The sequence below is a fragment of the Candidatus Firestonebacteria bacterium RIFOXYD2_FULL_39_29 genome, assembly GCA_001778375.1.
In the GTDB taxonomy this organism is placed as follows: Bacteria; Oederibacteriota; D2-FULL-39-29; order D2-FULL-39-29; family D2-FULL-39-29; genus D2-FULL-39-29.
The window spans coordinates 50,208-70,282 of sequence record MFGV01000001.1; the positions used below are offsets into that span (position 1 = coordinate 50,208).

At 37.3% G+C, this 20,075-nt stretch carries 17 protein-coding genes and 1 tRNA gene; 2 read left to right on the top strand and 16 right to left on the bottom strand.

Annotated elements, in window-relative coordinates:
- Positions 1 to 2 precede the first annotated feature (2 nt).
- The 9 genes from A2536_07570 to A2536_07610 form a co-directional block, all read right to left on the bottom strand.
- Entirely contained in the window at positions 3 to 803 is an 801-nt protein-coding gene (locus A2536_07570) for a glutamate racemase (GenBank protein ID OGF48487.1), read from the bottom strand.
- The gene (locus A2536_07575; GenBank protein OGF48488.1) at positions 796 to 1,329 is read right to left on the bottom strand and encodes a hypothetical protein; all 534 of its coding nucleotides are present in this window, start codon (positions 1,327 to 1,329) and stop codon (positions 796 to 798) included. Before A2536_07575 ends, A2536_07570 begins: the two co-directional genes overlap by 8 nt.
- Complete coding sequence (locus A2536_07580) at positions 1,326 to 2,162, bottom strand: hypothetical protein (GenBank protein ID OGF48489.1); 837 nt, start codon at positions 2,160 to 2,162, stop codon at positions 1,326 to 1,328. Before A2536_07580 ends, A2536_07575 begins: the two co-directional genes overlap by 4 nt.
- Positions 2,150 to 3,439, bottom strand: a complete 1,290-nt coding sequence (locus A2536_07585) for an adenylosuccinate synthase (GenBank protein OGF48490.1) — start codon at positions 3,437 to 3,439, stop codon at positions 2,150 to 2,152. The genes A2536_07580 and A2536_07585 overlap by 13 nt, the downstream gene beginning before the upstream one ends.
- Position 3,440: 1 nt before the next feature.
- Positions 3,441 to 4,136, bottom strand: coding sequence for a hypothetical protein (locus A2536_07590; GenBank protein ID OGF48491.1), 696 nt, complete (start codon positions 4,134 to 4,136; stop codon positions 3,441 to 3,443).
- Entirely contained in the window at positions 4,133 to 6,022 is a 1,890-nt protein-coding gene (locus A2536_07595; GenBank protein OGF48492.1) for a hypothetical protein, read from the bottom strand. Before A2536_07595 ends, A2536_07590 begins: the two co-directional genes overlap by 4 nt.
- Positions 6,016 to 7,218: a hypothetical protein gene (locus tag A2536_07600; GenBank protein ID OGF48493.1), complete on the bottom strand. Its 1,203-nt coding sequence runs from the start codon at positions 7,216 to 7,218 to the stop codon at positions 6,016 to 6,018. Before A2536_07600 ends, A2536_07595 begins: the two co-directional genes overlap by 7 nt.
- Before the next feature lie 188 nt (positions 7,219 to 7,406).
- Positions 7,407 to 7,958, bottom strand: a complete 552-nt coding sequence (locus tag A2536_07605) for a hypothetical protein (protein OGF48516.1) — start codon at positions 7,956 to 7,958, stop codon at positions 7,407 to 7,409.
- Positions 7,959 to 8,172: 214 nt separating this feature from the next.
- Positions 8,173 to 9,270 (bottom strand): type IV pili twitching motility protein PilT, encoded by a 1,098-nt coding sequence (locus A2536_07610; protein ID OGF48494.1) that lies wholly within the window; start codon positions 9,268 to 9,270, stop codon positions 8,173 to 8,175.
- Between the two features lie 96 nt (positions 9,271 to 9,366).
- Here A2536_07610 and A2536_07615 point away from each other — a divergent pair, with 96 nt between their 5' ends.
- Positions 9,367 to 10,149, top strand: a complete 783-nt coding sequence (locus A2536_07615) for a hypothetical protein (GenBank protein OGF48495.1) — start codon at positions 9,367 to 9,369, stop codon at positions 10,147 to 10,149.
- 52 nt (positions 10,150 to 10,201) lie between these two features.
- Here A2536_07615 and A2536_07620 read toward each other — a convergent pair whose 3' ends face one another.
- From A2536_07620 to A2536_07640, 5 genes are all read right to left on the bottom strand, one after another.
- Positions 10,202 to 11,278 (bottom strand): hypothetical protein, encoded by a 1,077-nt coding sequence (locus A2536_07620; protein ID OGF48496.1) that lies wholly within the window; start codon positions 11,276 to 11,278, stop codon positions 10,202 to 10,204.
- A gap of 72 nt (positions 11,279 to 11,350) precedes the next feature.
- A complete protein-coding gene (locus A2536_07625) occupies positions 11,351 to 12,517 on the bottom strand; it encodes a hypothetical protein (protein ID OGF48497.1) in 1,167 nt (388 codons plus the stop codon).
- A 12-nt stretch (positions 12,518 to 12,529) separates the two neighbouring features.
- A complete protein-coding gene (locus A2536_07630; protein ID OGF48498.1) occupies positions 12,530 to 13,492 on the bottom strand; it encodes a xylose isomerase in 963 nt (320 codons plus the stop codon).
- A 217-nt stretch (positions 13,493 to 13,709) separates the two neighbouring features.
- Complete coding sequence (locus A2536_07635; GenBank protein ID OGF48499.1) at positions 13,710 to 15,071, bottom strand: hypothetical protein; 1,362 nt, start codon at positions 15,069 to 15,071, stop codon at positions 13,710 to 13,712.
- Between the two features lie 305 nt (positions 15,072 to 15,376).
- Positions 15,377 to 17,398, bottom strand: coding sequence for a hypothetical protein (locus tag A2536_07640; GenBank protein OGF48500.1), 2,022 nt, complete (start codon positions 17,396 to 17,398; stop codon positions 15,377 to 15,379).
- 121 nt (positions 17,399 to 17,519) lie between these two features.
- Here A2536_07640 and A2536_07645 point away from each other — a divergent pair.
- Positions 17,520 to 17,603: transfer RNA gene (locus tag A2536_07645), tRNA-Leu, on the top strand.
- Between the two features lie 633 nt (positions 17,604 to 18,236).
- Here A2536_07645 and A2536_07650 read toward each other — a convergent pair.
- Together A2536_07650 and A2536_07655 are read right to left on the bottom strand one after the other, a co-directional pair.
- The gene (locus A2536_07650; protein ID OGF48501.1) at positions 18,237 to 18,638 is read right to left on the bottom strand and encodes a hypothetical protein; all 402 of its coding nucleotides are present in this window, start codon (positions 18,636 to 18,638) and stop codon (positions 18,237 to 18,239) included.
- 40 nt (positions 18,639 to 18,678) lie between these two features.
- Positions 18,679 to 20,061, bottom strand: coding sequence for a hypothetical protein (locus tag A2536_07655; protein ID OGF48502.1), 1,383 nt, complete (start codon positions 20,059 to 20,061; stop codon positions 18,679 to 18,681).
- Between the last annotated feature and the right edge of the window lie 14 nt (positions 20,062 to 20,075).

Here is a 20,075-nt window from a genome sequence, read left to right on the forward strand (position 1 = left end):
TTTCACTCCACTTTAACGAGTTTTACGTTATTAATATTTTTGCCGAGAAAAGAGGAACCAAGTTTTCTGAATTTTTCCGGAGCATCCGTAACATAAAAGCTGTAAACCGGACGTTTTGTTGTCTTTCTTAGCATACCTTTTACCGTCAAAGCTTCTTTAACAGACTTAGCAGTTTCTGTTGCAGAATCTATCAGCTTTACTCCTTTTAAAACCCTGGCCAAGACCGGCTTTAAAAAAGGATAATGAGTGCAGCCCAGGACAAGAGTATCAATATTTTTTTTATTAAATGCCTTTAAATATTCCCTTGCTGTTAGTTCGGTTATTTTCGAGTTAAACCAGCCTTCCTCAACCAGAGAAACAAATAAAGGGCAGGCTTTTCCCGTTACCTTAAGCCTGTTATTATGTTTAAGCAGAGCATCTATATACGCTCTGCTTTCTATTGTCGCTTTAGTACCTATTATGCCTATTTTATTGTTTTTAGTAGCTTCTGCCGCGGCTTTTGCTCCGGATTCGACAACTCCAAGCATTGGAACTAAATAAAATTTTTTAAGAAGCTTTAAACTTAAAGCAGACGCAGTATTGCAGGCAACTACCACAAATTTAACATTTTTCTTTAATAAAAATTGAACATTCTCTGTTGATAGTCTGGTTACCGTAGCCTTGGATTTAGAGCCATACGGAAGATGTTTTGTATCCCCAAAATAAATAATACTTTCGTTTGGAAGATACTTGCATATTTCTTTAAGTACGGTTACCCCGCCTACTCCAGAGTCAAAGATGCCTATAGGTCTGTTGTTATTCAAGCTTTTTACCTCTCAAAGGCCTGTGAACATCAAGATGACCTCCGATAGTTTTTACTTCCTGCCCCTCTATAAGAATCCTGACACTGGCAATTTGGCCGAAATTCTCAAGTATTGTGTTTACAAGCGAATAAATAAGCTGCATTTCCGACGTAGTCCCGCCTTTTGGATTGTCAATAATACTTTTAGTAAAATCCAGATAAAGGCAACGATTATCATCAAGATAAACTTCTCGTACCTCCGTCTCTTTTGGCAAGGCACCAAATAGACCTTTTTCTTTTGGTCCTTTAACCAATTCTACTACACATATTTTTACATCATCAAGTACACTGGTCGCACCCTGTATTTCTCTTTTTTCAGCCTGCAGTTTGCCGTTTTCATTCACGAAAAATAGTCTAATTACTTTTGGCTGAGCAGCATAGTTAAATAAGGAATCCCGTTTGTGCATAATAAAATATTTTACCGCAAAATATCCACAAATAAGAACGGCAATAATGATTATCAATAATAATCCGGAAGGTTTTTTCACTTTATTCCTTCCTGCTGCTTTTCAAGTTTCTTCGCCATATTAGTCACAGCTTCAAGCAGACCCAAAACCAGCTTTTCCTTAAAAGCTAAAGACCTTAAATTATTTTCATCATTTTCATTGGATAGGTAAGAAGTCTCCACAAGAGCCCCGGGCATTCTCACACCTCGTAAAACCGCGAAAGCAGCTTGTTTTACTCCTCTATTTCTTGTATTTAATATCTTACCGTTTAACATAGCTTTACTGATAGAACCTTCAACACCGGACTGTATCATGTCGGCAAAATCCATTGATTCTTTTTGAAATTCATTTTGCGCCAGATCCCAAAGAACAAACATAGAATCTACAGGTTGAACTTCTTTCTTTTCCACAGCGCCGGCATTTTCGCGTTTTACCAAGTCAATCGCAGAATCATCCGTAGCTATTGAGTTGTAATAAACTTCAAAACCATTATCCCGTTTACTTTCAGAAGAGTTGGCATGAATACTGATAAAAAGGTCGCCTTCATATTGATTTGCAAACGAAATCCTGTCTTCAAGAGTAATAAACTTATCTTCGGCTCTTGTCAAAATAGCTTTAAACCGCCGGTCGGGAGCATCCGCCAATACTTTAGCAAATAAATTGGAAATTTCCAAAACAACATCTTTTTCTCTTGTCCCTTTATTCCCGACAGCACCGCCATCTCTGCCCCCATGTCCGGGATCAATAACAACTTTAATAACTTTCGCAGGAACCGGCGGCGTTTGAGCTCCAGGCACTATATTATTTTGTACTGCTTCCTGTGCCAGCAGCCCCGCAACAATAAAAAGCAAACAGCTAATTTTCATTTTTGCCATATTTTACCCAGCACAAAAGTCTGGCTCCTATCAGGCCCTACCGACAATATAGTGACCTTAACACCCGTAAGCTTTTCAAGTTCTTTCACATATCTTTTAGTATTTCCAGGTAAGTCAGAATATTTTGTTATGCCTGTAAGGTCTTCCGTCCATCCTTTCATGGTCTTATAAACAGGGACGGCTTTCGCGAGCATATCCATATCTGCAGGAAAATCCTTATAAATTTTCCCGCCTATTTTATAGGCTACACATATTTTCAGCTCTTTCTGCCCGGAAAGCACGTCAAGTTTTGTAAGTGCTAATCCGGTCAAGCCGTTAACCATCGCTGAGTATTTAGAGACCACGGCATCAAACCACCCGCAGCGTCTCGGTCTTCCGGTCGTCGCGCCATATTCATGTCCTTTGTTCCGAAGCAGCTCCCCGCATGGATTATCCAGTTCTGTAGGGAACGGCCCTTCGCCTACCCTGGTTGTATATGACTTGGTAACACCGATAACCCGATCGATTGCACCAGGTCCGACCCCCGAGCCTGTACTCGCTCCGCCAGCCGTAGAATTAGAGGAAGTAACGTAAGGGTAAGTACCAAAATCTATATCCAGCATCGTGCCCTGCGCACCTTCAAAGAGTATTCTTTTATTACTCTCGGAATATTTATACAAGTAAGGGATGGTATTCACAATATATTTTCTTAATTGGCGGCCATAACCGAGATATTCTTTCAAGAGTTTTATTTTATTATAAGGTTTTTCGCCGTAATATTTACTAATGATAAAGTTTTTTTGCGCCAGATTCTTTTCCAGTTTTTCCGCTAATACCCTTTTATTTAGCAGATCAACCATTCGAATTCCAAGACGACCGACCTTATCAACATAGGCCGGTCCGATACCCCTACCCGTTGTCCCGATTTTTTCTTTTTTGTTTTTGTTCTCGCTCGAGGCATCAAGCAACTTATGGTAAGGCATAATAACACTCGCATTCTCGCTAACCTTCAGATAATTATCAACATTGATCCCGTTGGTTTTCAGATAAGCAATCTCTTCCAGAAGATATTTTGGATCAATAACAACGCCGTTACCTATTATACAGGCTTTACCTTTATGCAGTATTCCGGAAGGTATCAGATGAAGAACAAATTTTCTCCCGTCAATCACTACCGTATGTCCGGCATTATTCCCGCCTTGATAACGAATTACAACACTTGCTTCTTTGGCAAGAAAATCTATTATTTTTCCCTTACCTTCATCTCCCCATTGAACGCCCAAAACAACAAGATTCATCTTATTCTCCCTGTGTTAATTCTTTTTTTGCCCTATCCAGGTTTTTCCTGGTCTTGTTTGAATCAGGGTCCAGTTTTAAGACCTGTTCCCAGATTTCTACCGCTTTTTTCAAATCACCCTGCTTGTATAATTTTAAACCTTCATAGTATAAGTCAGAAACCTTTTTTTCGTCAACACTTTTTTTTGCATTAGCAGCACTGTGTTTTTCTTTCTGAAGAGCTGTTTTCTTTACCGGAACTTCTTTTTTTACAGTTTTTTTCCGTTCTGCTTCTTTCTTTTCAACTGGCTTTAAAGAGTTTTCTTTACTTGCCTCATTAACAAGATTACAGAACTCTTTCAATTGCTTATTATTTGGAGTTAAAGACAATCCTTTTTCCCACTCTCTTAATGCTTTTTCTTTTTCACCTGCTCTATAAAATACCAACCCTTTAAGAAACAATTCTTTTACTAAATCCTTAAAAGAATCCCCGGGTTCCTCTTTGTAAACCTCTCTTTCAAGAGCTACAAGCATATTCTTACTAGCATCGTCCGCATTATTTGTTTCCAGAGCTTTCAAAAACTCAGATTTAGCTTTTTCAGAATCATTTGCTTTATAATACTCAAGACCTTTTTGATAGTGCTCGATAGAAACCGTTTTAGCTTGCTCCGCCTCATAAAAAAACGGAATTAAGAAAAACAAAAGGGCAATTTGCTTCATATTTTCTTAAGGCCAAGAACATCATATATCTGAACCTTAATTGTCTTTCCCTTTACCGTCGCAAACCCAAGATCTTTGACAACAATAATATCCTTCACTTTCTCATAGACAGAATGACTGATAATAATCGAAGCATGGTATTCCTTGGTAAGTGATTCAAGACGCGAGGCAAGGTTAACGGTATCACCGAGCGCAGAGTATTCCATCTTTCTGTCCGTACCCATAAATCCAACTACGGCCTCTCCTGAATTAATACCGCAGCCAATCTCAAATTGCTCCCGACCCTGGCTCTTCCAAATCTCTCTCAATTCTTTCATCTTTTCCTGCATTTCAATCGCCATTCTGACTGCCAGTTCCTCATCATTGGGCCTTGCTAAGGGAGCACCAAACTCAACCATAATAGCATCACCTATATATTTATCAACCGTACCGCCATACTTAAAAGCAATACTCGTCATTTCTTTAAAATAGAAATTAAGGACTTCAACGACTTCTTCCGGAGCCAGCCTTTCTGCCATAGTAGTAAAGTTTCTAATATCAGAGAAGAATACTACAAGTTTCTGCTTTCTGCCTCCGACTGTCAGATTATCAAGACCGTTTTTAATTATCTCATCCACTACCTGTCTTGATACAAAGCGCTGAAATGCACCTTTCATCTTTCTGCTTTTTTGGCCTTCAGTAATAACCCTATAGCCCACATTTACCACATAAGTAAGAATAAGAGCAACAAAAGGCACGGAAATATCCAGCCAATAATTTCTGATAAACAAATATAGCACCAGGAAAAAATATGAAATATATACAAGAATAGAAAGAGCGGCACTCAAAAGTGGAGTAAATCTGGAAGTAAAAAATAATATTATCGTAACAAATGCCAATAATACAAGATAATTAATCAGTATACCGGATTTTTCAAGATACTCGTTCTTAAGCAGGTCATCAATGGCGTTCGCATGAATTTCCACACCGGGCATATTTCCGAGTTCGGTAAAAGGAGAAAGAAATTCATCATGCAAAACAGTGCTCGTAGCTCCTACAAGTACTATTTTGTCTTTAAAGGTACCTTTAGGAACTTCCCCATTAAGGACTCTATAAAACGAAACCCGTTTGAAAGTTTTAGGTCCCCCCTCAAAATTTATTAACAAAGTATTATCTCCAGAATTCACCCCTTTTTTATAACCGGTATTACGCCGCATTACATCATCTATAACCTGCTCTTCAGTCTTACCGGTAAACATACTGACAGAAGCAAGCGCAAAAGAATACACTTTCTGCGCATCTTTATAAAGTATTTTTGAGAGCTCTTTTTTATCATCCAGAAAATCAACAAGAGCAGATTTTCTGACAACTCCGTCAATGTCCATTTCAAAAGCTGTATAACCCGTCTTCTTCATAGAATCATTCAGAACTTTTATCGGCAGATTATATCTTTTATAAGGCATTTCCCATGCGCCCTTAGCATTTTCCACAACAAGTTTGTCATCTGTAAAGGTTGCAACTGAAAGTACATTTCCGGCAGCTTTAGCAGCTTTTGCAAAAAAAAGGTCTTTTTCAGGCATAGGACCCGGATTAGCAAATTCAATATCCAAGCCGATAACTTTTGCATTATCCGCTTTTAGTTTTTCAATAATCTTTCCGTATACATCACGCGGCCAGGGGTAAGTACCAAGTTCTTCAAAACTCTTATCATCAATCGCAACAATAATAACATCATCAATCGGGGCTCTATGCCCTCTCCATGAAAAGAGCATATTATAGCTGCCGCTCTTTAATGATGGTACAGGATTCTTAAAAACAAAAAAAGTTAAAACTAACAAAACAGCAAAGCCTATCAGCATTGCCGCTAATAGGCCTTTATTGTTTTTACGAAACTTAGCTACTACCATTTAACAGTGTATCCTACTTTCACGGAATCTATTCCGTTGATTTGACAGAACATTGCATTTGGATTACGGCCTTCTGCAGTATGCTTTTTTGGATCAAAAGATAATACCGAATCCAGTAGATTAAGAGCCCAGATTCCTGCTGTTATTTTAATAGCTCCTGAAAATTTCTGATAGGATTCATTAGCTATTTGATAACTTTCTTCTATTAGTATTGGATCAGTCCTCATGTTATATTCATCATATTTTTTTGTATAATCTAAATACCCCGATATTGACCCTGCAGCAGAAGCAACCCCTGCAATTAGAAATAACCAGCCTTTAAAATCATCTTTATTATAGAATTGCCCCCAGCCGGGAATAATTAAGGATCTCCATGCCGGATCTATGAAACTCCCGCTGCCGGGACCGCTTGAGCTTTGCATTTGCTGTATAAGCTTTGAAGTATCGGAGTTATTTGTTATTACGGCATCACTTACCTTAACTGTATCCCCTTCTTTTACAGACAACTTTCTGTTAAAAAATTTTGCTCTGGAAGCATCCTTTTGTACATCAATAAGCTCAATCTCTCCTACATCTTCATACTCTCTCATAATAACCTTACCTGTAGAATCTTTAATCTCTTCTTTTATCCTATTTACCATTAATTTCATTCCTTTAGATACATTATCGGTAGACCCAAGGTCAACAACTACACTTTCCTGATTCGAAACTCTTACTACTTTTCCTGTAAGAGGCGTCTTTATTGCTATTGAAAAAGCTATTCTCTTCACAACATCGGCTAACTTATCTTCGGAATCGCAAGACCCTTTTTCGATAGCTATTGATTCACTCTTTTCTACATCAGTCAGGGTAACAGAAATATTTATACTGTTACCAAGTTTTGTCAAAGAACCGGTTGCCATGATATTAACGCCAAGTATTTTACCGACTTCAACAGCACACTCACTTGAGGTGCAACCTGTTTGTTGAAAAGCCTGCTCTTTCAAAACCTTTTCCATGTTTTTCTTATCCACAATTACAAACCTTCCTGTTGAAAAAAGCTCAGCACGCATCATCTCGGAAACCGCCAACGCCGTATCCTTTGAAATGTTTGAACTTTCCAGATCATAAACGCCCATTCTTACTCTCTCGCTTGCGTTTGCAGGTAAAATAAATATAGCAAGGCAAATAAACAATCCAATTAATAGCTTTTTCATCTGTTCCTCCTGAACTGCCTATTATCAAAACTACAATAATTATTAAGTAAGGCAGTTATTCGCAAATACCAGCCCTACCCTCATCTTGTTTTCATTAGTATTTTACACAATCTTTATTGTATTATCAATATATATTATAACAGTTTTCGTATACTTTGCTGTGAAAAATATTACATAAATTTGGTAAATTACTCCGAAATTATATCGACGCAAAACACGAAAATATCGGTATTTTCATCCTTCCACGCATCTTTGGGCAGACCGGCTTTTCCGGCACAAATATTATTCATAAATTCTTCCAAATTCCAACCTGTCTCTTTGGCAACTTGAGGCAAAAAAACCCCTGAAAAAGAACCCTTTTTTACCAATACCCCGTGAATACCAAGTTTTATTTCAGATGTATTTTTTATTTTTTTGAGCGGAGATAGCACAGATATTTCAATTATTATCTCTTTTAATTCCGGCAAAGTAACCGGAACAAATCTCGGGTCATTAAAAGCTGCCTCTTTAGCCATTTCAATTATTGTTTCGAAAAGCGGTTCATCTGAAAACATATTTCCGATACAACCTCGAAGATTACCGTCTTTTTTGTGCAAAGTAACAAAAGCACCGGAATGCTGCAGACAATTCTTCCTTTTCTCCTTAAATTCCGGACTTTCTCTATTTTCAAGACAATGAGTTATTGTATCACGTGCAAGTTGAAGGAGAATCTTTTTTTCTTCTGCGCTAAATCCTGTCAATGCACTATCTTTTTTCAAAATAAAAACTCCTCCAACCTTTAGATGCTCGGATGCGCAGATGCCTGGATGCTCAGCAACCAATTCTGCAATTGCCGCATTCCGTCCTTCCGCCTGGGCGTATTTCACGAAGAATTAAGGTCTTATATCAAAAACTTCGCTCAACAGCTTTTATGCGTTTGCCAAGCCTCTGCGCATCTAAGCATCGTCTCTTTGTCTACTTCATTTGTTCTCGAGCCGAATCCACACTGGAAATAATACCGCTCAATGATAGTTTCAAATCATTTTTACTTGTAGCTTCTGCCAGAGCCATATCAAGCGTAATCAGTCCTTTTTTGTAAAGCTCCGCAAGAGATTGATCAAAAGTCTGCATACCATATTGGGCAGAACCTTGTTGTATCATAGACTTAATTGAAGAAAGCTTATTTTCTCTTATAAGTGATTTTATTGTAGGAGTACCCAACATTACTTCTACTGCAGGAACACGCCCTTTTCCGTCCGCCTTTTCAATAAGCCGCATTGAAATAATCGCCGTTATTATATTTGCAAGCTGATTACGGATCTGGTTTTGTTGAGAAGCCGGATAAAAATCAATTAACCGGTCTATAGTTTGACTTGCGTCAATTGTGTGTAAAGTCGAAAGTACCAAGTGTCCTGTCTCACCTGCCGAAATAGCCGCACTAACAGTATCAATATCTCTCATTTCACCTATAAATACAACATCAGGATCCTGTCTTAACACATACTTCAAAGCTACATCATAAGAATCAGTATCAATTCCAAGCTCACGCTGGGTTACGCTGCTCATACTGTCAGTATGCATGAATTCTATAGGATCCTCTATTGTAATTATATGATAGGGCTGATTATCATTTATATATTTAACTAACGAAGCAAGGGTAGTCGATTTTCCACTTCCGGTGGCACCTGTCATAAGAATAAGACCTCTGGATTCAAGAGCAACTTTTTTCAAAATTGGCGGCAAAGTAAGCGCATCAAAAGACGGGATATCTTTAGGAATCATCCTAATAATAATTTCGATAGTACTCTTTTGTCTGAACGCATTTATTCTGTATCTTGCCGAACCTGTGGGAGAGTACGAAAGATCTATCTCGTTAGCTTCAGCGAATTTTACTCTTTGACGCTGACTCATCATGGCAAAAAGCATTTCTTCTATGTCTGCTTCTGTAAGCAGAGGAAGTTCAACTTGAGTTATTTTTCCGTCAATACGAAGAAGAGGAGGCCGCCCAACCTTCAAATGAAGGTCTGAGGCTTTTTTTTCCAGCATCTTATTAAGCAGGTCATTAATCAGCATAAACCCTCCAATAAATTGTTGACTAAGTAATTCAAATTTTGTTATATTATAGCACAGAATCGAGTCAGATTCAATCACAGGTACTTAAGGGGAATAATGAAAACAAGAGCCGGCCTTTTAATGATGTGTTGTATTATTTATACAGGAATTACTTTCCTTCTTATCAATCACACTATTGATGGTTTTTTATTATCTGAGTCAAAAAAACGAGAAGATTTGAGATTGGAATGGCTTAAAAATGAAATTTCCAGGTACTCTATTTCCGAAGACGATATAATGCTTAATAATTCTTTAGAGAACCTGATAAAACAACCGGAAGTTTTAAAAATCACTATCAGTCAACAAGGCAGGATAATAGCAGACAGCGATCCTGCAGATATTAATTCAAAATCTTTATTTATCCAGCAGTTAACTCCCGAAGAAGGAAAAAATAATATATTATTCCGGCAGGAGGACTATAGATTCGGAGGAAAAGAATACAAGCTGACTTTAAAAATAAATAATATTCTTTCAAAAGCTTTAATGGATTCTTTAATGATAAACTTAGGCGTCTCTTTTCTTATATTTCTACTGCTGACATTATTTATTATTTCCAGGGGTAAAGACAAGCCGAATATTAACGCATCTCCATTAATTCGAAAAGAAAGCTTTTTTTTCTTCAAGGAAGAGGATTTATTAATTTCAAATTCCGCTATTGTTCTTATTCTGTCCGGGGACAATCAGGTATTAAAAGCCAGCAAAAAAGCTTTTGAGACTTTTGGTTATGATATTAAAGGGAAATATATTACAGAGCTCATGAGTCTCAGCATAATTAAAGAATACTTTTCAGAAGGAAAAAAACCTCTCACTGCAAATGGAAAAAAATATTTTATACTTTAAGCACTGCCTTTTAAAAGTACTCATCTGAAGTCAAACAAAGATAAATAAGGCATCAGCCTTTTAGAAGAATCTCAATTTTCTCTTTATCTTCAGGATAACTCAGGACATTAAAGCTCACTATAATTTTTACTTTTTCAGAAGCGCTTTCCTGTTGAAAGAATAGTTTCCGTTTTTTATACCCCACAACCAAATCATTCTTCTCCACCTGACTTTTTATACGATTTAACACCGTTAAAACTTCCTTCTGCCCTGTTTTATACAGTAAAACAGCAATAACATTATCATACCTTGCTACAATATCATAGACTCTTGTTCCCTTCTTTATAATTTCCCCGGCAGCACAAAGTAACGCGATCTTAAGTTTTGACTCTGCAACTTCAGGTTCAATGTTAATCATCACTACTGCAACACCTTCTTTAAACCTTGAAGCCTTATTAAGGAGCTCCTTCAACCGGGCAAGAAAATACATTTTATTAAAAAAGCCGGTTTCCCTGTCCACTAAATTTCTACTGATATAATAATTTAATTCTGCGTTTTGATCTTTGGTAGCAAAGCTGTATACAATAGTAGTAATAACAATGCCTCCTGTTACAAAAACGAGAAGGAACAAAGATAGTAAAACAAATTTTGACGAAACGATTTTAATATTTGCAATCTTATCATCAATGTCTTTTTGTATTATTACGGCTAAATCGGACATCTCAGAAAAAGCTTCTTTTTCAAGAGAAATCTTAATATTTATCATCTTAATGTATTTAGTTTCATCCCTGCCTGACTTTTTAAATCCTTTCGAGATCTCAATATTCTTATTGATGAGTTCTAGAATATTTTTTACCTTCTCCTTGGCCGGCTCACTCTGCGTCATTTCGAGAATCTTTTTAGCCTTTGCCCCTGCATCCTTAAGTCTTTCAATACCTGTATCTGAGCTCATTCCAGAATTGGTCATATAACGGGAAAATTCCATTCTTGCTAAAGCAATATCAGTGAGTACATCCTTGTTAAGCCGGTCAACGACAATGAGAGTATCCTGTATTTTACCTATTTCGGAATTTAAAACAAAACTATTAGAAAAACCCACAAAAGAAAGAAAAAGCGTAACAACTATAAGAGCTATAAGCCAATTTTTCATCAAACCTCCGATAAATATTAGTCTTTAAAAGTCCATAACGTCTGTAATGTCCATAAAAGTTTCAATCTGGAACTATTTGGTTCCTGATAACATTAATGTTGGATCTACAAGTTTCCCGGACCTATCCCAAACCGTAAAATGCAGATGAATTCCTGTAGAACGACCTGTACTGCCTGCTTGCGCTATAATATGGCCTTTCTTCACTTTCTGTCCTGAAACCACATAAAGCTTTGAGTTATGACCGTACAATGTTGTATATCCATTGTCGTGTTTAATCTTTACCATGTAACCAAACCCGCCATATATACCTGAAAAAACAACTACGCCTGAAGCTACAGCGCATATCTTATCACCGGAAAAAGCCTTAATATCCACGCCATCATGAAAAGATTTTTCACCGGTAAAAGGATCGCTGCGCACTTTCATTTTAGATGTGTATTTTCTTCCGCCATTGAATATAGGAGGACCAAATAATCTGGCTAGAGCATATTGAGCTTTCATCTCTTCGGTCATATCAACAGGTTCAACACCCGGAATATAAATATAATCATCTTTTTTTATCGTTCTTGTCTGACTATAATTATCTTGAAGTTTTTTCTCTGTTATTTCATACAATGAAGCTATACTTTTGACAGTTTCTTTATCCTGCGCCTTATGTTTGACCCCTTTTCCCGGAATAAAAACATAGTCGCCCTCTTTTATCCCCTTTGACAGATCATTATTATTTTGCAGTTTCTTTTCCGTTACTCCGTAAGACAAAGCAATATTTTCAACGGTTTCTTTCTCTTTTACTTTGTGCAAAACGCCTTTTTCGCTTATTATAATTATCTCCTGATTTAATTTTAATTTTGTAAGCGATTTCAGATAAGAATTTGCACCGACAATGCTATCTATATTTATATTGAAATGTTTTGCTAAAAGCCAAAGGTTATCATTTGCTTTCAACCGGTATTTCATTACTCCCAGATGCTTAGCAAGAAGACGCTCAATAACCTCTTCATAATATGGCCCGAGATTTCTGGTATAACCTTTTTCTGCCAAATCCTGCAAAGTTTTTTCAGTCTCCTCTGCAGAATAGATAACAGCCAATCTCTTATGTTCAAAACTAACAGGTCCCTCAATAATACTAAGAATAACAAAGCCTGTCCAAATAAGAAATAGAAAACCCAAAGGAATAACAAAGTATTTATAATTATTCCTTATTATCTCGCCGGTCTTGCCGGTAAAATCAACCAGCATCAGAGCCCCTTTCTACGCCCACCACAATTTATCAAGCTTTTCTTTAATCACACAATCTTTAAGAAAAGTTACAGCCTTTTTAAAGCCTTCATCTTTTGACATTAAGGCATCTTCGTGTTCAATAGACATGACATAATTATATCCGTTTGCAATTAACGCACTCACGATACTCTTCCATTCGTATTGATCATGACCATATCCGACGGTCCTAAAAAGCCAGGAACGTTCAGCAGCCTTTGACATATCTTTAGTATCTAAAACCCCGTTTAACGCCGTATTATGTTCGTCCATCCTGGTATCTTTAGCATGAACGTGGTAAATAACACCCTTAAGCGCTCCTATTGCCAGAACAGGGTCAATCCCCTGCCAATAGAGATGGCTGGGGTCAAAATTTGCTCCGATATTATTCCCGCAATTTTTCCTAAGCTTGAGAAGCGTCTCAGGATTATAAACTGCAAAGTTAGGATGCATTTCTAAGGCTATCTTAATACCATGTATTTTACAGAAATTTGATGCTTTCTTCCAATATGGAATTAATACTTTTTCCCACTGATATGTTAATGCATCAGAATGTTCATTAGGCCATCCGTAAGTTATCCAGTTTGGCGTCTTATCACCTTTTACACCGCCCGGTAGTCCGGAAAAACATGCCACAGTTTCTACCCCGAGTTCTTTTGCAAGCAAAACTGTCTTTTTAAAAGTTTCATCATGCGCTTTCGCTATTTTTCCAATCGGATGTACAGGGTTCCCATGGCAGGAAAGAGTTGATATAATCAAACCCCTTTTTGTAATTGCCTGTTTAAAGGTCTTAGCTTTGTTTTTATCTTTTAAAAGATCACCGGGATTGCAATGTGAATTCCCGGGATAATTACCGCAACCAAGTTCAACCGCTTCAACACCATTTTCAACCAAAACATCCAAAGTCTCTTCAATATTTTTTTCCGAATACAAGACAGTAAACAAACCAATTTTCATGACTATTACCTCCTTTTAAAATAATTACAAATGACAAACGACAAAATACAATATATTGAATTATATATAGTTCATTATATTATAATCGTATTTTGTACTTTGTGCTTACATTCAGATCTCAGGACCTAGCACCTGTTCTAATATAAAAGCGCGGAGAATACTTACTCCGCGCTCTATTTTAACATAAAAACCATCTAAGATTGCTACTTAAAATTTACTAGTTAACTTCTATTTCTATTCTACTCATAGAAACACCGACAACATTAAGCTTAATATCTTTCAGATTTATTTCAGCTACTTTTTCCGCTAAAGTAAGGCTGTCACCTGAAAAAGTCGCCGTAAGTAACGCCCTTCCGCCCACAAAGGATATCTGATTTACATTTTTTGCTCCTGAAATATCGGCTATGGCATTTCTTACTGCCTCCACTTTTTCAAAAGTCACATTGTACAGGGAAATATTAATAGAAGCTCCCTTCGCTGCTTCTTTTTTCCAGGATTTTACGATATCGTCATTAATAGCCGCTACAAGCTTTGAAGAAGACTTTCTTACCGCACCATTAAAGGCCCCCTGTTCCATTATATCAGGATGGCGATCCTGACTCTGCTTTGCCCCAACCATTTCAGCCGTATCACACTTTACAACTCTAATAGCCATATCAGAGATTCCTGTAGTCATGCCATAACCCGCATCAGTCTTTAATGCTGAAGCATCTACCTGTCCTGTAATAATTATATCTGCGCCAAACTCAAGACCCGCCGCCGCCGCTTTCCGGCCGTCTTTATCATCTGACAACGCCGCCTTAAATTTTTCGTTTTCACGAATTTGATTTAAGGTAGTTTGATCAATAACGGAATAAAGATAATTTTTCAGAAGTTCTTCAGCAAAAATAACTTCGGACAAAGGGATCATAGAGAGCTGACCATTCTTTCTTTCCGTAAAAACAACCATCACCCGTATTTTATCCCTGTTTTTATTCCACTTTACCCAATCGTCTTTTGCATCTTCAGTTTCGTCAAACTTGGCTTTCAAAAATTCTTTTGAGGCCACCTTTTCAGATTTTTTTACCTCTTCTTCCTTCCCGTCTTTTGTCACAGCTACTAAACCGTCATAAACATTTACTGTGGCTTCGCCGTCTTTATCAACATCCGCCCGATATGTCGTACCTTTTACTGCCGCAGTAACTTTAGGAGTGACTATCCTTGCATCCCTTGGATTACTGTCCAGAGTTTTCTTTATATTCATCCAGACGCGTCCAAAGATAACTTTCATAGTTGATTTATCAGTACCGTTTTCCTGTTTCATTTCTTCAATAACAACCGAAGAATTATCTCCTATCCTGAAATTTGACCCGTCTTCCAGCTTTAACTCCACTTTACTGTCTGCTGCAGTTTCTATTTTATCACCCGGAAGAAGAGTCATTCCAAGTTTTGCACTCACCGGACTCGTATCCATTTTTTTGGTAATCTTGACCGTTCCCTTCAAGTATCCGACTACTGCCTTTTTTTGAGTTTCTTCAGCAATACTCATATTAGAAAAAATAAGCATTGCCGCACATACCAATCCTATTAATCTTTTCATAACTTCCTCCCGTTTTAAAAACGATTTCACTGATTACAACACTTTCGGATTCCACTGATACAAGCTTATAAAATTATTACTATCAATATTTTATAACAAACTCATGCCCTTTTGCAAGGTAAGGTTTTTAACATATTAAAGAAAGCTCACAAACCTTTGCTCACAATTAACACCTCTTTAAAACCTGATTGTCCTGTTATTTACAGCATTTTATCAAATATCTGAGATTAAGCTTATACCTTTTAGATTACTAATTCTAATGTTTTGTTCAGATATATTTTAGCTCCGGCTGGCGCGTTTTCAAATTAACCTGCAAATATACTTCTATCAAAATTATTTTCGGTCAATAATATTTCATCAATAAAACCGGGAATTATTCCGGAAGGCAGAAGCGCACCCGAAACCATGCCGTTTTCGGAACTTCCGGTCTGCTTAAAAACGAACAAATCTTGAGTAGTTATCATATCACCTTCCATTCCTGCTACTTCAGTAATATGCGTAATTTTTCTCGTCCCGTCCTTAAATCTTTCCTGATGAACGATTAAATCAACAGCTGACGAGATCTGTTCCCTTATAGCCTTTAATGGCAGCTCCATTCCTGACATCAGTACCATTGTTTCGAGACGGGCCAAGGTATCTCTTGGAGAATTACTGTGAAGAGTTGTCAAGGAACCATCATGTCCTGTATTCATCGCCTGGAGCATATCCAGAGCTTCACCACCGCGGCATTCCCCTACTACAATCCTATCGGGACGCATTCTTAATGTATTTTTCACCAGCTCCCGTATAGTAACCGCTCCCTTCCCTTCTACATTTGGAGGGCGGGATTCCAACGTAATTACATGTTCCTGCGGCAAATTAAGCTCGGCTGAATCTTCGATGGTAATGATTCTTTCATCTTTTGGGATAAAAGAGGAAACGATATTCAGTAATGTTGTCTTACCCGAGCCGGTACCGCCGCTTATCACTATATTTTTTCTTGAAAGAACACACACTCTTAAAAATCCGGCAGCAGCTCTCGTAATAGAACCAAAATTTATAAGGTCTTTCGTTTCCAGCCGTTCTTTTGAAAATTTTCTTATCGTAAGCGAAGGTCCCTTTAGAGCCAAAGGCGGTATTATTGCATTTACTCTGGAGCCGTCTAAAAGACGCGCATCTACCATTGGAGCACTTTCGTCTATTCTCCGTCCAATCGGAGCAACAATTCTTTCTATGCACGCAAGAAGCTGTTTATCCGATACAAACTTCTTACCGGATAAAGTTATTTTCCCTCTCTTTTCCACGTAAACCTGATCTTTATTATTAACCATTATTTCAGTAATTTCAGGATCAGAAAGCAGGTCTTCTAAAGGCCCCAGGCCAAGGGCTTCCTGAAGAATTTCTTTCATCAATATTTCTCTTTCCTTTTTACCTTTCGGTTCTATTATGTCTGCCGCGAATATCTCTTCGATCACTTTCCGGACTATAACTTTAAGTTCATCCCTTTTCTTCAAATCAATAAAACTCTCAATATCAATATTCATTCCTGAAAGAATCTTAATAAGCTTAAGGTGTATTTTTTCTTTAAGAGCTGTCTCATCAATAATGTACTTTGAAACTACTTCAGCCCCTTTAAAAACGGCTGAGACGGATTTTGAGGTTCCCACGATTCTTGCAAGTCCCTTTAGCGCAACAGAAATTGAAGAATTCGGTTCTGATAGAACTATTGGTTTTCCGCTATTCACGCTCACACTTGCTTCAAGACCAAAAGGAATAGAACAAACTATCTGACGATGGAGCATATTTTCAACAGTTTTTTCGTCCATACCAAGGGAGGAGTGAGTTTTATTTAATATTAATTTTACTTTATCAAAATTAATATGAAATTCCACAAGCTTAGAGAGTGTCTTCTCCGCAGCTTTAAGAGAAATTAAATCAGGTGTAACCACCAAAAATATCAAAGAAGAGCTTTCAAACATTTTCGTCATATTCTTTATCGGAGCACCGGCATCAAAGATTATATTGTTAAAACCAGAGAGAATAAGCTCTGTAAAAGGATCTAAACCCTCTGTTTCCATATAATCCACAGTAGCACAGGAAAGACCTGAGGAGTGCAAGGGAAGCAAACTTAAAAGAACTTCAGGATCCAACTTTGCCCTAAAAAGTTTTTGAGATGACTGATCCAGTTCTAAATTCAGCAAAACCGAAGAAGAATCAGTTTCCGTGGACAATAATACAGTTTTTTCAGAACTCGCAAGGCAAACAGAAAGATTAGCAGAAATAAACGAACTCCCGTTTCCGCTTTTTGATGAAATAAGAGATATAATTTTCCCCTTGTTAAGTACCATAATATATTATAATGTATTTGTAATTATATTTCAATATTTTTAATTGTAAAAGTTATTTAAATTCAAAAGTGATTGAAATTATCAGGCTTAAATGCTAATATTAATAACGATATTGAAATTAGCCGGGATGGCGGAACTGGTAGACGCAGAGGACTCAAAATCCTCCGTTCGCAAGGGCATGAGAGTTCAATTCTCTCTCCCGGCATTTTGATCAAGGTTAATAGAATTACTTTCCGACTTCTACTTCGCAGGCAACTTGTTTTTTATAAAACAAGGCTGCCTTTGTAACCCTATCATTAATAATATCAAAAATATAACAGCCTGTATCTGACGTCCAAATTGCAATCGGCCAACCCAATCCCATGTCCGAATCCACGGTATTACCGATGACTCTCAGGGAATCTTTATTGCCATAATTTCCTATTTTAGTGTCGCTTCAGTAAATTTCTCAGTTTGAGCAGGCCAAAGAGTTAAATCGGTTTTTCAGCAGATATTCCTGATCTCATCAGACTGTCAAATACTTTTTGAGGAACTGCCGTTCCATTTTCTAAAACTAAATTCCCGAAAAGATGGGGGACATGGCTTCCGTCAATTTCGGCATTTGGGCTCCAGAGGGTATATCTTTTTTTCTGATCTTTTTCCTGCGCTATTTCCCTCTAGAAATTCGCACCCCATATTTTCGAAAACTCCCCTTTAATTCCAAGATAAGAAAACGGAATTGCGACCTCTAAAGTCCAGGAACTTTTTCCAAGATTTGTTTTTGTTTTGATTCCGGCAGGACTCCAACTGGTATCATTTTTCTTTGCAGCAGGACAGTTTCACCTTTTGAGTTTATTATCTAAAAATACTTGTAATCCTCCGTCCTTTCCGGATCTAAAAACATTTCAACGGTGTCATTTTCTCCAACTTTTTCCATATTTGAATCATTACATTCAAAACCAATATACAGATTTTCCTTATCACTGACCAATCTTATGAATGTTTTGTTTTCTTTTAATTCCGGATAATCAGGAAAAACCATCATTCGGGTTGTAATTGGTCTTGATTTCTTCCAGCAATCATCATCCAATATTCCATCAAGCTTTGGGGCTTTTGTCGTTGGAACTGAAACAGAAGGCCAGCCGTATATTTCATCCAGATCTTCAGGCGAAATTGACCCGGTAACGGCAAATACTTTAAAATTCAAATATATTGACAGGAAACACAGAAAAAATACGAAAAACCTGTTATTGATCTTCATATATTATCCTCCTTTGAATTATCTTAATTTAGCAAGGGAGCTAGTATACACCCAGGCCTTTGGCAGGCTTAAGTGTCAATACTCCGTCAACAAACGAAGGTAATACGTCAATATAAAACACCAGTGTTTCGCCGTGATTAATATACCAACCTAATGCTTTACATTTTTCTTTCTTATCACATAAATTAGCTATATTTTCAGGTATTGTGTAGTTGTAGGATTTTCTTGTAAGAGGACGGCATTTGAAAATGACAGGTTCTCCATTGTTTTTTCCGGCAACTGTAAGATCAGCAATTAATCTATCCCCCCTACTGTCATAAAAATTCTTTAAATCTATCTTCCAATAATCCAGCCCTTTTTTATCATTGTTGTTCGGGTCAATTAGTATTACGCGTTTTCCGGGGGACTTTTTCAGATAAATTTTCTTTAAATAAATGTTATATTCCTCTGCCTCCTGGCGGAACCACATAAAAGAATATATAATATTTTCCAGATCGGCTGTCTCTGCGCCTGACAAAGGAAGCTCTACTTCTGTGTCGCCGCTTCTTACATTAAAACGGTAATTAACTTTTTTATCAATATTATCCCTGATATCATATCCCATTGTAAGCGATTCATCCTTACGTGGGTTATAAAAAGAGATAACAAGTTTATCGTAAACCTGCCAATCGGTTTTTTCATGAGTTTTGGCAATTATACCGCACATTTTATATTTTTTTGAAGCGAAAGCTGTTTTAACCCTGCAGAGCCTCCCTTTTGTTGAATCTATTTCTTTAGTGACCTCAAACTCATCAGAAGAAGCATGCCACTTTGTAAAACCGTCATCTTTCATAAAATCCGCAATTACAAATTCGGAAGAAGCAGGAACAGGAACTTTTTCAAACCATATTCTCTTAATATAAATTACCGCGTCTTTATTTAATTTCCCCGAAAATATCGCCACTTTATTTATGCTTTTCACATCAAAACCTGCATTATTAACCACTCCATTGATCATTCTTTCCATTGAAAAACGAAGAAGAGAAGAACCTGAATTTAAATTTAGTTCGGGTCTTCCGTCAAGATTAAAACGGGACTGATAATTCTCGTCCGTACTTTTTTCGTTGTCAACCCGCAAAGAGAACTGAATATTCTCTTCAGATTCCAAATATAGTTCAATCTTTAAAGAAGTAAAATCGCTGCAGTCTTTTGGTTTATCAAACAATACGGCAAATCCGGGATATTCTTCTTTACCGGAAAGGATCACTTTCACCGCCTTTTTATCCACTCCCGGCAAGACTGAATCAGGTTTAAAATCCCCGCTTATTTTAAATCCGGGTAAAACCTTACCCTTATCAACCAAATCCACAGTCAACAGTTTGTCTTCACAATAAGCGCTAAAACAAATTGCAGAAACAATACCGATTAATATTGAGATTTTCATTAGAGCCTCCCGGT